Source organism: Candidatus Photobacterium acropomis, from assembly GCF_030685555.1.
GTDB lineage: Bacteria > Pseudomonadota > Gammaproteobacteria > Enterobacterales > Vibrionaceae > Photobacterium > Photobacterium lucens.
Map to the genome: position 1 here is coordinate 2960842 of NZ_CP131609.1, position 15280 is coordinate 2976121.

A 15280-nucleotide genomic window follows, 5' to 3' on the forward strand; every position below is an offset into this window, starting at 1 on the left:
CCCGTATTGGCTTCTACACGTTGTTTTAATTTATAGGAAAACGCTTAGTGTTGCAGCAATAATGAAAGCAATCGTACCCAGAAGTGTTTCCATTACCGTCCACGTTTTTAGTGTCGTTTTCTCATCCATGTCTAGCAGTTTACCTACTAGCCAGAATCCTGAATCGTTGAAGTGAGATAGCACAGTCGCACCCGATGCAATCGCAATCACGATGAAGCATAAATCTAATGCACTTAAACCTGTTGTTGCCGCCACCATAGGGGCAATCAGTGCTGCTGTTGTGGTTAGTGCAACCGTTGCTGAACCTTGTGCGACACGAAGTGCTGTTGCAACGATGAATGCTGCGACAATCACTGGCATACCCGTATCAGATAGCAAACCTGCTAGTGCATCACCAATGCCACTTGCACGTAGTACGCCACCGAACATGCCGCCCGCACCTGTTACCAGAATCACCGCACAGATTGGCGCAAGTGAATCACCACATAGCTTTTCAAGTTTTGCCATACCGTAGTTTTTAGAGAACAGTGCCAAACAGAACAGTAACGTGATCATCAGAGCAATCGGCGTTTTGCCCAGCATACGTAATACGTTGACCCAAGTATCTTGACCATCAACCACGCCCATCACTGTTAGTGTGTGTAGACCTGTATCCATGAAGATCAGTACCAACGGCATTAATAGAATCGTAAGAACTGTTGAGAACTTAGGAAGATTGTTTTCATCAATCACTTCTTGGGTTGCTAAAAATGCTTGTGGCAATGGCAGTTTGAATCGCTCGCCCGCCCATAGACCGTAAAGGTAAGCACCTAAGTACCATGTTGGTAGTGCAATCACTAAACCAACAATTGTTAGTAGACCAATGTTCGCACCTAGTAATTCACCAGCCGCAACTGGGCCTGGGTGTGGTGGCAAGAATGCGTGCATTACCGCAAATGCACCTGCCACTGGTAATGCATATTTAATGGTTGAGCCACCAAATTGCTTCGCCACACTAAATAGGATTGGCATCATTACCATTAGACCGGCATCAAAGAAAATTGGGAAACCAAACAATAGTGATGCGACACCGAGAGCAAAGGGTGCTCGCTCAGAACCGAACCTACCAATTAATGTATCCGCTAATACTTTCGCACCACCAGTTACTTCTAAAATTCGACCAATCATGGTGCCTAAACCCACCAGTAGAGCAACAGAGGCAAGCGTGCCACCAAAGCCCGACATCATGGTTGGTACAACCTGATCAGCATTAACACCTGTGACTACTGCAGTAATAAAACTCACTAAGGTTAACGCTAAGAAAGCATGTAACCTGAATTTCATAATAAGCAGTAATAACAATAAGATAGAACAGAGCGCAATAAATAATAAGTAGGTTGGGTCTAACGTCATACAGGATCACTCCGGCAAAAATATAGTTATTTCGTTGTGAATATTTTTATTGTGATAGTCTTCACAACCCTTTATGTTACGGGTAACATGTTACCCGTAACATGGTAACTTACAAGTAAATCGAACAATCGATATTCAAAAATGAGATAGAGGTTAAAAAAATGGCAGGTCAGAGCATTATTGTAATGGGGGTGTGTGGTAGCGGTAAATCAACAATTGGTGAAGGTATCGCTGCTCGCTTAAAGGCAAAGTTCATTGATGGTGATGATTTACACCCAAGAGCGAACATTCAAAAAATGGCCAGTGGCAACCCTCTTAATGATGCTGATCGTGAACCTTGGCTAGAGCGCATTCGTGATGCGGCATATAGCTTAGAAAACAAAAACGAAGTGGGGATCATTGTGTGCTCTGCTTTGAAAAAGAAATATCGCGATCAAATCCGTGAAGGCAATCAGAACGTCTCTTTCGTCTTTTTAGACGGTGATCGTGAGCTAATCCTTGAACGTATGCGTGCTCGTAAAGGTCACTTTATGCGTGAAACCATGTTAACCAGCCAGCTTGAAACCTTAGAACGCCCTGTTGATGAAGCAGGTGTATTCACTGTCTCTATCGACGGTTCAGTTACCGATATTATTGAAAACGCTGTTGAGCAATTGCGTGGAGCAAGCCTATGAACCCTGTCATTTCTGCTGTTACTGAGCGTATTAAAGCAAGAAGCGCTGAGAGTTACTCACAATGGCTCGCCATGACCAAGGAAATGGAACAAGCAGGTAAAGGCCGTAGCCAATTGTCGTGCGGTAACCTTGCCCACGTTGTAGCAGCCAATTGCGCACAAGAGAAATCAGCGATCCTTGATTTTCTTCATGCCAACATTGCCATTGTTAGCGGCTATAACGACATGCTAAGTGCTCACCAGCCTTATAAGTTCTACCCTGACATCATTGCTAAAGCCTTAGCTGAATACGGTCACACCAGCCAAGTGGCAGGTTGTGTGCCAGCGATGTGTGACGGTATTACCCAAGGTCAGCCGGGTATGGAAATGTCGCTGTTTTCCCGTGATGTGGTCGCGCAAGCAACGGCGATCACGCTAAGTCACAACGCATTTGATGCGACATTACTGCTCAGCATCTGCGATAAAATCGCACCGGGACAATTAATGGGCGCGTTATCTTTTGCGCACTTACCAACAGCATTTGTCCCTGTTGGCCCGATGGGAACGGGCATCAGTAACGATGAGAAAGTCAGCGTTCGTCAGCAATATGCCGCAGGTGAAGTGGACTCAAGTGCCCTCCTTACGATGGAATGCCAAGCGTATCACTCTCCGGGCACTTGTACCTTCTACGGCACAGCCAATACCAATCAGCTGATTTTAGAAGCCATGGGCTTAATGCTACCGGGCTCGGCATTTGTGCCTCCGACAAGCGAATTACGTAAAGCATTAACCGAAGAATCTGCGTGTCGTATTGCGGCGGCAGCAAATCAACAATCAACACAATACCGCCCACTTTATGAGGTGGTAACAGCAGAAAGTCTGGTGAATGGTTTAGTGGCATGGCTGGCATCTGGCGGCAGTACTAACCACAGCTTACACATGGTGGCGATTGCCCGTTGTGCAGGTTTGATTTTAACGTGGGATGACATTAACGATTTATCTGATGTCGTACCGCTATTGGTACGTATGTACCCAAATGGTCCTGCTGATATTAATGCTTTCCAACAAGCAGGTGGTGTACCAACGTTAATGAAAGCACTACACCAACACGGACTATTAAACACTGAAGTGAAAACCGCTTTTGGTGACTTTAGTGACATGATAACAACACCTAGTATCAACAACGGTAAGTTGGTTTGGACTGCTTGTGATGATTCCACTGATGGCGATGTGATTTGTACGCCTGAGCATGTATTTAGCGCAACGGGCGGCTTGAAAGTCCTAGCGGGTAATATCGGAAAATCGGTAATTAAAGTCTCTGCCGTTGCCGCTGAGCATCAACATATTTGTGCGCCTGCGAAAGTTTTCCGTTGTCAAAACGAGGTTGAAAAAGCCTACAAGCAAGGCTTATTAGATCAAGATACGATCATTGTCGTGACCCATAATGGTCCTGCTGCAAATGGTATGCCTGAGCTTCACAAATTGATGCCAATTTTGGGGAATATCCAGAAGAAAGGCTATAAAGTAGCGCTGGTGACGGATGGTCGCCTCTCTGGTGCATCAGGCAAAATTCCTGCTGCTATTCATATTACACCTGAAGCCTTACGGGGCGGTGCGATTGGTTTAGTAGAAGATGGCGATATGATTGAATTAAATGCAGTCACGGGTGAGCTAACCGTTCAAGCCGATCTCAGTGCTCGTACTGCCACATATACCTTAGACACACCAGCACTGACCTTTGGTCGTCAGCTGTTTGCAAATATGCGCCACAACGTATCAAGTGCTGATACTGGTGCCACCATTTTTTAAGTTATTGGATAGGAAGAAACCTATGAACACTTGGCAAGTTAACCCACAAGATGTTTTTGCCGCATCTCCTGTTGTTCCTGTAATGATCATTGAACGTGTTGAAGATGCTGTTCCTATGGCGCAAGCACTGCAAAATGGTGGGATCACGGTATTTGAAATTACCCTACGTACTCCTGTTGCCCTTGATGCTATCCGTGCTATCGCACAAGCCATGCCTGAGGCAATGGTGGGGGCTGGTACTGTGCTAACGTGTGAGCAATACGATGCCGCTGTTGAAGCAGGTGCGAAATTTGTGATTTCTCCGGGAATGACACCTAAGCTACTTAGTCATGCTAAAGCTGGCTCTGCGCCATTAATTCCGGGTGTTAGTACGCCATCTGAAATCATGCAAGCATTAGAGCTTGGCTACCAACATCTTAAGTTCTTCCCTGCGGAAGCTAACGGTGGTGCGAAAGCGCTAGCTGCAATTGCTGCACCGCTACCACAAGTTAAATTCTGCCCAACAGGCGGCATTAGCCCAGCTAACGTTGATCAGTACAAAGCGGTGAAATGTGTGGCGACTGTCGGCGGCTCTTGGATGCTACCAAAAGATCTGATCGATAACGGTCAGTGGGATGAAATTACGAAGTTGTCTCAAGAAGCAGTAGCGCTATTAGCTAAATAACGCTTGAGCGTAGTAGCTAAATAGATCACAAAAAAGCAGCGCACGAGTTCATCGTGCGCTGCTTTTTTTATTGCTTTATAAGCGGTTTTATTCGCAATCTTAAACAGGCTTACCTAAGCTCTCGCCCAAATATAAACTGTAGCCAATATCTTGGATCGGTTTGGTCACCTTCTTACCCGATAGTTTTTTAAGTAGCAATGTGGCGGCCGCTGCCCCTATTTCCTCACGAGGCGTATTCACACTCGCAAGCGTCGGTGAAATAGCCTTACCAATATCTAAAGCGTTATAACCTGCAATCGCCACACGATTAGGGATATCAATGTTATGCTCTTGGCAATGCATCATGGCACCAATGGCTAAGTCATCGTTGGTGCAAAATACCCCATCAAGCTCTGGGAATTGTGCCAATGCTTGGCGCATCAATTCACGACCTTGGGTAAAGCTAGAATGCTCTTGGGTAGATACAATCTGTGGCGTTAAGCCGTTGGCTTCCATTGCTAGCAAATAGCCTTCACTACGTAACTGAGTTCGACGGTCTAATCGCGCTGCAAAATAGACAATGTGACGACGACCGTATTCAATCATCTTGGACACTAAATCAAATGCGGCTTGTTTATGATCGAGCCCTACCGCCATATCAATCGGGTTTTCAGGCAGGTCGATAGTTTCTACCACAGGGATCGCCGCTGCATTGATCATCTTCTGGCTACGTTCGCTATGAATACTTTCAGTTAAGATCAAACCATCAACGTGATATGACAACAGTGAAGCGATCTTCTCTTCTTCCTCTTCTGCGCTATAGCCATAGTGAGTGATCAAGGTTTGATAACCTTCGGCTTTGGTGACAGATTCAATTCCCTGTAATAGCGAGGCAAACACTTGGTTCGATAACGATGGCAGCAATATGCCAATCGCTTTACTGTTGCGGTTCGACAAAATATCTGGCGCACGGCTTGCCACATACCCAAGCTCATCAACCACGACCGCAATTTTCTCACGGGTGGCTTCTGCAACCGAGTTAGGATCACGCAAGTAACGACTGACAGTCATCTTAGTGACACCCACTTTCTTGGCTACATCATTTAATGTGGGACGGTGTTTTGGCTTCGCAGTCATTGATCTGTCCTAACGCGGTTCAATAGATAAAACGTAATAATGGCGTAGAGTATGAGCTAAATTCGCTAGCAGCAACTATTTATCGGTAAATTCGTCATCATTCTTTTAGCTATCTTATAGTTAGCACGATGCGCTTGGCGATAAATTATCTCGAACAAGAAAAAACTCCGTGAGAAATGTGGCGCTCAGGTCACGAAAAACGTAAAATCCCGCCTTTCCTTCATATCACTAGGTGATATGAACTGATCTGGAATCAGAAAAGAGACAATAGAGCTATGTTTAAACCAGAATTACTTTCGCCAGCAGGCAGCCTTAAAAATATGCGTTACGCATTCGCCTACGGTGCAGATGCAGTATACGCAGGTCAGCCTCGCTACAGCCTTCGTGTTCGTAACAACGAATTCAACCACGAAAACCTAAAGATCGGTATTGATGAAGCACACGCGCAAGGCAAAAAGCTTTACGTAGTATGTAACATTCAGCCGCATAACTCTAAGTTAAAGACGTTTATCCGCGATCTTAAACCAATCGTAGAAATGGGTCCTGATGCACTTATCATGTCAGATCCAGGTCTTATCATGATGGTTCGTGAAGCTTTCCCTGAAGTGGTTATTCACCTATCAGTTCAAGCGAACGCAGTTAACTGGGCGACAGTAAAATTCTGGGCAAGCCAAGGTGTTGAGCGTGTGATTCTATCTCGTGAACTTTCACTAGAAGAAATCGAAGAAATTCGTGAGCACTGCCCTGACACTGAACTAGAAATCTTTGTTCACGGCGCACTATGCATGGCTTACTCTGGTCGTTGCCTACTGTCTGGTTATATCAACAAGCGTGATCCTAACCAAGGTACATGTACTAACGCATGTCGTTGGGAATACAAGACAGAAAAAGCGACTGAAAACGATGCTGGTCAAATTGTTGAAGTACAAGATGCAGCAGCGGTTCAAATGCAAGACGTTGAACGCCCAGACAATACACTTGGTCTAGGCAAACCAACTGATGAAGTTGTGCTACTGAGCGAATCTCACCGCCCTGAAGAAAAAATGGCGGCATTTGAAGATGAGCACGGCACTTACATCATGAACTCGAAAGATCTTCGTGCTGTTCAACACGTTGAGCGTCTAACTAAGATGGGTGTTCACTCACTGAAAATCGAAGGTCGTACTAAGTCGTTCTACTACTGTGCACGTACTGCGCAAGTTTACCGTAAAGCGATTGATGATGCGGTTGCAGGTAAGCCATTTGATGAATCACTAATGGGCACGCTAGAAAGCCTTGCTCACCGTGGTTACACTGAAGGTTTCCTACGTCGTCACACCCATGATGCGTACCAAAACTACGATTACGGTTACTCTATTTCTGATTCTCAACAATTTGTTGGTGAGTTCACGGGCAAACGCCGTGGCGATCTTGCTGAAGTAGAAGTGAAGAACAAGTTTGTTGTTGGTGATAGCCTTGAAGTGATGACACCAAAAGGTAACGTTATCTTTAACCTTGAGACAATGGAAAACCGTAAGTCTGAAGTGATTGATGATGCTAAAGGTAACGGTCACTTTGTCTTTATCCCAGTACCACAAGACATGGATCTTGAGTACGGTCTACTTATGCGTAACTTGGGCAACGGTGAAGACACACGTAACCCACACGCACCTAAAGACGGTCAATAAGCACTATGGCACTGCTCATTACAAGCAAATGCATTAACTGCGATATGTGTGATCCTGAATGCCCTAACGAGGCGATCACCATGGGTGACGAGATCTATGAAATCAACCCAGATCGTTGTACTGAATGTAAAGGGCATTACGACAAGCCGACTTGTCAGTCTGTTTGTCCGATCACCAATTGCATTATTACCGATCCTGAACACGTAGAGTCAGACGAAGAGTTACTAGAAAAATTTGTTACTCTTCAAGGTCTAGCTTAATCAAAGCTCGCCACTGGATCTGATGTTCAGACCATAAAAAAGCGCCTCTCGGCGCTTTTTTTGTATCTCGTTATTGGCGTTTAGTGTTGTACGCTGATAATTAGCTTAGCTATCAATCACCACATGACACTGAGCAGGTAACACTGGCTTCGGTTTAGGCTTTGGCTTCACCGCAGGCTTATTTGAAGCTGGCTTTTGATAATCTGGCGACCATGACGCAAGTTCTTTACCACAACCATCACCCGGTGGTGGCGGTGTTTGTGGCTCACAGTATTGGCTGCCTTCAGGACAATTTAAGCGAACATGAAAATGATAGTAGTGCCCAAACCAAGGACGCACCTTACGCAGCCAGTCACGATCTTTCCACTTCGCCTTACAAAGCTGCTCTTTGATCACTGGGTGAACAAAGATGCGCGCCACACGATCATCACTTGCTGCTAACTGGATAAGCTGTGCTTGCTTCGTGCCCCAGTTCTTTTCAATGATCTTGTAGTTCTTTACATCCACCATCGGCAGTGCAGAGACACTTTTCAGTTGTTTTTGAGTTAATGGCTTTTCAGGAATGCGCAACCAAATATCAGCATCCAAACCGGTTTGATGACTAGCATGACCTGACGAGAAACGTCCACCACGAGGCATAGCAATATCGCCCACCAGCACATTACCGATTTTCAGTTGTTGTGAGGTTTTCATTAACTCTTTTAAGAAGGTGATCATTTCATGGTTACCGTAGTAACGCCCACGCTCAGCACGGATCACCTGATAACCATCACCTTTTAGCGGAAGCATCTCGCCTCCCGCTAAACAGCCATTGGCGTATGAACCAATTGATTTTGATTCACCTACCGTTGGTGTTTTTACTTTCTCCCATGGCGATGCCATCACACTCGTGCTTGATGCCACCAGCAACAATCCTGTCAAAATTTTCCCTAGCACACAGATATTCCTAAATTAGTGATAATAAATTGGATCATAGCTTATGCCTTTTCATGACTCCAATTAAATCCTGTTTTTTATCTCACTAATGAACAGGTTTATTCCTACTACTATAACGATATATCTATCACTTAAATAAGAATGATTCTCTTATTCAATAAAAACTATAGGGTATTATTGGTTTATTTAAGTCAGTATTTGTTATTTTAACTTATTTAAATTAATTATCACCGAAGCAATTAAATATAAAAACAGACAATTTAAACTGTCGATAATTTTTATTTACAGATTTAAATAACCACCTAAATATTAAATTATAGGATTAAGATTTAATTTATTATTCTGTGCTTATGGGTATAAATTGTCGCCCTTCCTTCTCGACAAAAACCAATTAATGTTAAACCTGACTCTTCTGCTAAGTTAATCGCTAATGCTGTCGGTGCTGAGACTGCAAATAATATTTCCACCCCAACCGATGTCGCTTTTTGAATTATTTCATAACTTGCACGACTGGTAATTAAGATTGCACCATTGGTAAGTCGAGGATATTTTGCACGAGCACCAATTAACTTATCTAAAGCAACGTGACGACCCACATCTTCATAGATGGCTGCCAGCTCGCCTTGCTCATTTAACCATACCGCAGCATGGGTACAGCCGGTACGATTAGCGAGTTCCTGATGTTGATACAAAAACTTAAGAGATTGATTAATAATAGAAATATGCATTATTTGCGTGTCAGGAACCTGCGTAACTGGCTTCATCGCTTGCTTTAAATGTTCGATCCCACATAGCCCACATCCGGTCCTACCCACCAGCTGTCGACGCTGCTCTTTAAGCATCATAAAAGGGCGATTTTGTAATTCGATATATACTTCAATGCCCTCTTTATTACTTTTTATATCAATATTTTTTATTTCTTTAATATTGTTAATGATTCTTTCAGATAATGAAAAGCCAATAGCAAAACTTTCAAGATGAGAAGGGGTCGCCATCATTACCACATGCGAAATACCATTATAAATAAGTGCGACAGGCACTTCTTCTGCTATAAAGTCTTCACATTCTATTTTTATTCCATTCTTATATTTAATTATTTCATGAACGGAATATTCCTGATGCTCTATATATTCATCAGTAATTAAACAACTGGACATTTATTATTTCACACAAAGATTTGACGATATTATATTCGCGCCTATAATAGCCAACCTCTTATGTAATACAATTCTTTTTTATAATAATTAGGTGAGTTGACTTTGAATATTAGTAGACGTCAATTATTTAAATTGTGCGCGGGAGCTGTCGCAACGACAACTATTGCCTCCCTTGCCACAATACCGCAAAAAGCTTGGGCGCAAGCTCGAGAATTTAAATTAACCGCAGCAAAAGAAACCCGTAATACGTGTTCTTACTGCTCGGTAGGTTGCGGAACATTACTTTATAGCACTGGCGCAGCAAACGGTAATATCAAACAAAAGGTATTCCACGTTGAAGGTGATCCCGATCATCCAGTAAGCCGCGGTGCATTATGTCCAAAAGGTGCCGGCCTAGCTGGTTTTGTTAACAGCGAACAACGTTTGAAATTCCCCGAATATCGCGCACCTGGCTCAGACAAATGGCAACGTATCTCATGGGATGAAGCATTCACCCGTATTGCCAAGTTAATGAAGCAAGACCGTGATGAAAACCTTGTTAAAACAAACGAACAAGGCACCACAGTTAACCGCTGGCTAACCACAGGTATGCTATGTGCTTCGGCAGAGAGCAACGAAAATGGTTGGTTAACACAAAAATTTGCCCGTGGTTTGGGCATGGTTCCAGTTGACACTCAAGCGCGTATTTGACACGGCCCAACGGTAGCAAGTCTTGCTCCAACATTTGGCCGCGGCGCGATGACCAACAACTGGGTTGACATTAAAAATGCCAACGTAATCCTTGTAATGGGCGGTAACGCAGCAGAAGCACACCCTGTTGGCTTCCGCTGGGCGATTGAAGCTCAAAAAACCAATAACGCTGAAATCATTGTGGTTGATCCACGTTTCACGCGTACAGCAGCAGTGGCTGATCACTATGCACCGATCCGTTCAGGTGCTGATATTGCTTTCCTATTAGGTGCGATTCGTTACCTGATCGCAAGCAGTCAAGTGAATCACGAATATGTGAAAGCCTACACTAACGCTAGCTTTATCGTACGTGATGATTACGAGTTCCACGATGGTCTGTTCTCTGGCTATGACGCCGAGAAACGTAAGTACGATCGTAGTAGCTGGTTCTACAAGCTAGACGATAACGGCTATGCAATGAAGGATGAATCCCTACAACATCCTCGTTGTGTATGGAACTTACTGAAAGAGCACGTATCTCGCTACACACCTGATGTGGTTTCAAACATCACAGGTACCCCTGTTGATATGTTTGAACACGTGTGTAAAGCACTAGGTAGCACAGCAGCCGATAACCGTACTGCAACGATCTTGTACGCAACAGGTTGGACTCAGCACTCAAAAGGCGCTGAAAACATCCGTTGTATGGCAATGATCCAGTTGCTGCTCGGTAACATGGGTATGGCTGGCGGCGGTGTAAACGCCCTACGTGGTCACTCTAATATTCAAGGTATTACAGACCTTGGTTTGCTAGCACAAAGTTTGCCGGGTTACTTGAAGCTGCCATCTGATAAAGATGTGGATCTTGCAACTCACCTTAAGCACCACACACCAGTGGCACTTGAAGCAGATCAAACGAACTACTGGCAACACTACCCGTCTTTCTTCGTTTCATTACTGAAGTCGTTCTACGGTAAAAACGCTACCGCAGAAAATAACTTTGGTTACGACATGATGCCGAAGTGGGATCAGGGTTACGACATGCTTCGCGTCTTCGACATGATGAAGAAAGGCGAAATGAACGGTTACATCTGTCAAGGTTTCAACCCTGTTGGCTCGATGTCTAACAAGCAGAAATCATTGGATGCGCTATCTAAGTTGAAATACTTAGTGGTGATCGATCCACTTGCGACAGAAACCTCGACTTTCTGGCAGAACAAGCCAAACGTAAACGAAGTGGATACCAAGAATATCCAAACAGAAGTGTTCCGTTTACCTTGTGCATGTTTCGCTGAAGAAGATGGCACCATCGTAAGTTCAGCGCGCTGGTTACAGTGGCACTGGAAAGCGGCTGATATGCCGGGAGAAGCGAAAGGTGATGCTGAGATCTTAGCGGGTATCTTCTTGAAGATGCGTGAAATGTACCAGAAAAATGGCGGTACATACCCAGATCCTATCCTATCGCTAGATTGGAGCTATGCGATCCCTGATGCGCCAAATACCAAAGAATTAGCGCAAGAGCTTAACGGTAAAGATGCTAACGGCAATCAACTATCTAGCTTTGCTCAGCTAAAAGCAGATGGCTCTACCACTGCTGGTTGTTGGCTATACACAGGTAGTTGGACTCAGGCGGGTAACCAAACTGCACGTCGTGATAATAGCGATCCATCCGGTTTAGGTTTAGCACCAAACTGGGCGTGGTCTTGGCCTGCTAACCGTCGTGTGCTGTACAACCGTGCATCAACACGTCCTGACGGTAGCCCTTGGGATAAATCACGCACGCTAGTTGAATGGAATGGTAGCAAGTGGGTTGGCCCTGATGTGCCTGACTTTAATGCGAAATTGCCACCATCAAGCAATGCAGGTCCATTTATCATGCAACCAGAAGGCGTAGGTCGTCTATTTGCGTTAGATAAAATGGCAGAAGGTCCGTTCCCTGAACACTACGAACCGTTTGAAACACCAATTGGTACCAACCCATTACATAAGAATGTGGTATCCAACCCAGCGGCACGTATTTTCAAAGACGATCTTGAGCAGCTTGGTAACAAAGAGCAGTTCCCATTTGTCGGTACCACTTACCGTTTAACGGAGCACTTCCATACATGGACCAGCCACTCTCACTTCAACGCTGTACTACAGCCAGAGCAGTTTGTTGAGATCGGCGAAGGTCTAGCGAAAGAGCGTGGCATTAATAATGCTGACATGGTGCGTGTGACGTCTAAGCGTGGCTTCATTGAAGCAAAAGCCTATGTGTCTAAACGTATTCGCCCACTACAGGTTAACGGTCAAGCCGTACATACCGTTGGTATCCCAATTCACTGGGGTTACGAAGGTGATACGAAACCTGGTTATCTTGCTAATACGCTAACCCCAGATGTGGGTGATGCGAACTCGCAAACACCAGAGTACAAGGCATTCTTGGTTAACGTGGAAAAGGTGAAGTAAGCCATGGGTATGGAATCACAGAATATTATTCGTAGTTCTGCGACATCATCGCTAACGCCTTCACCTGATGCGCGTAAACGCCAAATTCAGGTCACAAAGCTTATCGATGTAACGTGCTGTACTGGCTGTAAAGGCTGTATGGATGCGTGTAGCGAATGGAACAACTTGCGCGGCAAAGTAGGTACTTTTGAAGGTAGTTACCAAAATCCGCCAAATACAACCGCTGAAACTTGGACCACTATCCACTTCAAAGAAATTGAAGAAGATAACAAGTTCAAATGGTTATTCAGCAAACACAGCTGTATGCACTGTTCTGATCCTGGCTGTTTAAAAGCCTGTCCAGAGCCTGATGCTATCGTGCAATACGAAAATGGTGTTGTCGATTTCAACTCTGAAAAGTGTGTCGGTTGTGGCTACTGTATTGCAGGTTGTCCGTTTGATATTCCACGCATGAACCCAGTCGATAACCGTGTTTACAAGTGTACTTTGTGTCTTGATCGCCTACAGGCAGGTCAAGTGCCTTCATGTGCAAAAACCTGTCCTACAGGTGCACTACGTTTTGGTGAGCGAGAAGAAATTCTTGAATACGCTAACCAACGTGTCGCAGCGCTGAAAGCCAAAGGTCACAAGAATGCTGGTGTATATAACCCAGCAGGTGTCGGCGGTACTCACGTGATTTATGTGTTACACGATATCACCGATCCTGAGCGATACGATCTACCGAAAGATCCAAAGATCAGTGAAACCGTGAAGTTATGGAAAGACGATGTGAAGCCGCTAGCTGCCGCAGGTCTATTCGGCACATTAGCACTTGCTGCTGTGCACCGTGTCACTGTCGGTCGTAGCCGTGTTGCCGAAGAAGAAGGAGATGAATAATGAGTTTGAATAAAACGATTTTACGTCATAAGCCTTTAGATCGCGTGGTGCACTGGACTGTCGCACTATCAGGTATCTGGACGTTATTGTCTGGTTTATCTTTTATGTTCGCACCATTGCATTTCCTTAGCTATGTCTACGGTTCGCCGCAACTTGCTCGCATCTTGCACCCATTCGGCGCAATTGTAATGACAATCGGCTTAGCTTTCTTAGTTGTTCGTTACTGGAGCCATAACCACTTTGAAAAAGGTGATCTCCAGTGGATGCTGAAAGTAAAAGACGTGTTGACTGAGAACGAAGAAAACGTACCAGAAGCAGGACAATACAACGCAGGTCAGAAGATGATCCTACGTCAGTTTATTGCTTGTGCGGTGTTATTACTCGTGACGGGTCTGATTGCGTGGCGTGCTTACTTTGCAGGTTACTTCAGCATCGACATTGTGCGTATTGCACTGATTGTTCACTCAATCACAGCAGTTGTATTTGCCCTTAGCCTGATCATCCATGTTTACATGGCGTACTGGGTAAAAGGCTCAATCGACGGCATGTTAGAAGGTAAGGTGTCCCCTGCTTGGGCGAAGAAACACCACCCTCGTTGGTTCCGCGCTATTACTAACGGTAAAAACCAACACTAACAGCACTATAAAAAGCGATAAGCCACTGTTTATCGCTTTTCATTCCTATACCAACCAAAGGCAACTTTGGTTGGTATTCTTGTACTTGGAAAACAGCATGAGCGTAAAAATTCTCGATAAAAACACGATAGTTAAACAAAACAGCGATGGTTTTACCCCACTCATCATCGGTGATCCTGCAACCATTTTTTCAGCACGTGCCGCACGTTTGCGTGAACTTGCTAAAGACTCTTTTATGGCAGATTACCTACTTGTTGCGGGTCAAATTGTGCAACTTCAAGCGCAACTAGCAGAAGACTTCGCAGCACCAGTGGCGCAATTTGTTCAAACTCACGAGCTTGCTTGGCCGCTAACTTTAAATAGTGACTGGTTCCCACTGTTAGAACAAATGCTAGCGCAGTTAAGCACCTCACTACGCCTTGTTGCCTCTGATGATATTGTGAAAATTATCGATGCAATTAATGAGCTCGATAGCGACACTCTGCACCATTACTTCACTGCACTTCAGCACAACCAATCAGAGCGAGTACCTGCTGATCTTGCGATCATCCTTTTCGCCTGCATCAATACTTTCACTAGCCTGATCGTAAAAACCACGGCACTTGAATGGCAACCAGAGCCAAACGTGAAACAACACACTTGCCCATTATGTGGTGGCGCACCAGCAGCCAGCATGATCAAAGGCAGCGGCCATCGTTACTTACATTGCAGCCAGTGTGAAGCCGAGTGGCATCGTCTACGTGCAGAATGTACCCAATGTGCTGACGGTGAGAATATTCAGCTACAAAGTGAAACCCTAGAAGATGCGGTACGTGCCGAAACATGTGGTCACTGTAATAGCTATCTGAAGATTTTATTTTTAGAAAAACAACCAAACCTTGATCCTATCGCAGACGACCTTGCGACATTAGTGCTAGATCAGAAGTTAAGCCAGAGCGAATTATACCGTAATGGATTTAACCCATTCCTTTTACCACTAATGCAGTAATACCGAGTTTG

General features: G+C 44.7%; 13 protein-coding genes. 9 read left to right on the plus strand and 4 right to left on the minus strand.

The features are described 5' to 3' along the window. Positions 1 to 30: 30 nt before the first annotated feature. On the minus strand, positions 31 to 1392 hold the full coding sequence (locus Q7657_RS20310; RefSeq protein WP_107165559.1) for a GntP family permease: 1362 nt from the start codon (positions 1390 to 1392) through the stop codon (positions 31 to 33). Positions 1393 to 1553: 161 nt separating this feature from the next. Here Q7657_RS20310 and Q7657_RS20315 point away from each other — a divergent pair, with 161 nt between their 5' ends. Genes Q7657_RS20315 through Q7657_RS20325 form a run of 3 tightly spaced genes read left to right on the plus strand, consistent with a single transcriptional unit; the run spans position 1554 to position 4517 of the window. Further along, complete coding sequence (locus Q7657_RS20315) at positions 1554 to 2066, plus strand: gluconokinase (protein WP_107165560.1); 513 nt, start codon at positions 1554 to 1556, stop codon at positions 2064 to 2066. Continuing rightward, the gene (edd, locus tag Q7657_RS20320; RefSeq protein WP_107165561.1) at positions 2063 to 3853 is read left to right on the plus strand and encodes a phosphogluconate dehydratase; all 1791 of its coding nucleotides are present in this window, start codon (positions 2063 to 2065) and stop codon (positions 3851 to 3853) included. Before Q7657_RS20315 ends, edd begins: the two co-directional genes overlap by 4 nt. A 22-nt stretch (positions 3854 to 3875) precedes the next feature. Then, positions 3876 to 4517, plus strand: coding sequence for a bifunctional 4-hydroxy-2-oxoglutarate aldolase/2-dehydro-3-deoxy-phosphogluconate aldolase (locus Q7657_RS20325; RefSeq protein ID WP_008987797.1), 642 nt, complete (start codon positions 3876 to 3878; stop codon positions 4515 to 4517). 99 nt (positions 4518 to 4616) lie between these two features. Here Q7657_RS20325 and Q7657_RS20330 read toward each other — a convergent pair whose 3' ends face one another. Further along, positions 4617 to 5633 carry a substrate-binding domain-containing protein gene (locus Q7657_RS20330; protein ID WP_107165562.1) on the minus strand — a complete coding sequence of 339 codons (1017 nt, stop codon included), beginning with the start codon at positions 5631 to 5633 and terminating at the stop codon, positions 4617 to 4619. A 275-nt stretch (positions 5634 to 5908) separates the two neighbouring features. Here Q7657_RS20330 and trhP point away from each other — a divergent pair, with 275 nt between their 5' ends. Both trhP and Q7657_RS20340 read left to right on the plus strand, forming a co-directional pair. Continuing rightward, positions 5909 to 7300, plus strand: coding sequence for a prephenate-dependent tRNA uridine(34) hydroxylase TrhP (gene trhP, locus Q7657_RS20335; protein ID WP_107165563.1), 1392 nt, complete (start codon positions 5909 to 5911; stop codon positions 7298 to 7300). 5 nt (positions 7301 to 7305) lie between these two features. Then, positions 7306 to 7560: a YfhL family 4Fe-4S dicluster ferredoxin gene (locus Q7657_RS20340; RefSeq protein WP_042117063.1), complete on the plus strand. Its 255-nt coding sequence runs from the start codon at positions 7306 to 7308 to the stop codon at positions 7558 to 7560. Between the two features lie 105 nt (positions 7561 to 7665). Here the strand turns inward: Q7657_RS20340 and mepA are convergent, their stop codons facing one another. Beyond that, positions 7666 to 8496, minus strand: coding sequence for a penicillin-insensitive murein endopeptidase (gene mepA / locus Q7657_RS20345; protein ID WP_107165564.1), 831 nt, complete (start codon positions 8494 to 8496; stop codon positions 7666 to 7668). A gap of 329 nt (positions 8497 to 8825) precedes the next feature. Further along, positions 8826 to 9653 carry a formate dehydrogenase accessory sulfurtransferase FdhD gene (fdhD, locus tag Q7657_RS20350; protein ID WP_107165565.1) on the minus strand — a complete coding sequence of 276 codons (828 nt, stop codon included), beginning with the start codon at positions 9651 to 9653 and terminating at the stop codon, positions 8826 to 8828. Between the two features lie 102 nt (positions 9654 to 9755). Here fdhD and fdnG point away from each other — a divergent pair, with 102 nt between their 5' ends. The 4 genes from fdnG to Q7657_RS20370 all read left to right on the plus strand — a co-directional run bounded on the left by fdnG (position 9756) and on the right by Q7657_RS20370 (position 15269). Next, positions 9756 to 12770: a formate dehydrogenase-N subunit alpha gene (fdnG, locus tag Q7657_RS20355; protein WP_146146399.1), complete on the plus strand. Its 3015-nt coding sequence runs from the start codon at positions 9756 to 9758 to the stop codon at positions 12768 to 12770. A 3-nt stretch (positions 12771 to 12773) separates the two neighbouring features. Beyond that, complete coding sequence (gene fdxH / locus Q7657_RS20360; protein ID WP_045064549.1) at positions 12774 to 13646, plus strand: formate dehydrogenase subunit beta; 873 nt, start codon at positions 12774 to 12776, stop codon at positions 13644 to 13646. Then, positions 13646 to 14281 carry a formate dehydrogenase subunit gamma gene (locus Q7657_RS20365; RefSeq protein ID WP_107165567.1) on the plus strand — a complete coding sequence of 212 codons (636 nt, stop codon included), beginning with the start codon at positions 13646 to 13648 and terminating at the stop codon, positions 14279 to 14281. Before fdxH ends, Q7657_RS20365 begins: the two co-directional genes overlap by 1 nt. A gap of 97 nt (positions 14282 to 14378) precedes the next feature. Then, positions 14379 to 15269, plus strand: coding sequence for a formate dehydrogenase accessory protein FdhE (locus tag Q7657_RS20370; protein ID WP_107165568.1), 891 nt, complete (start codon positions 14379 to 14381; stop codon positions 15267 to 15269). Positions 15270 to 15280 lie beyond the last annotated feature (11 nt).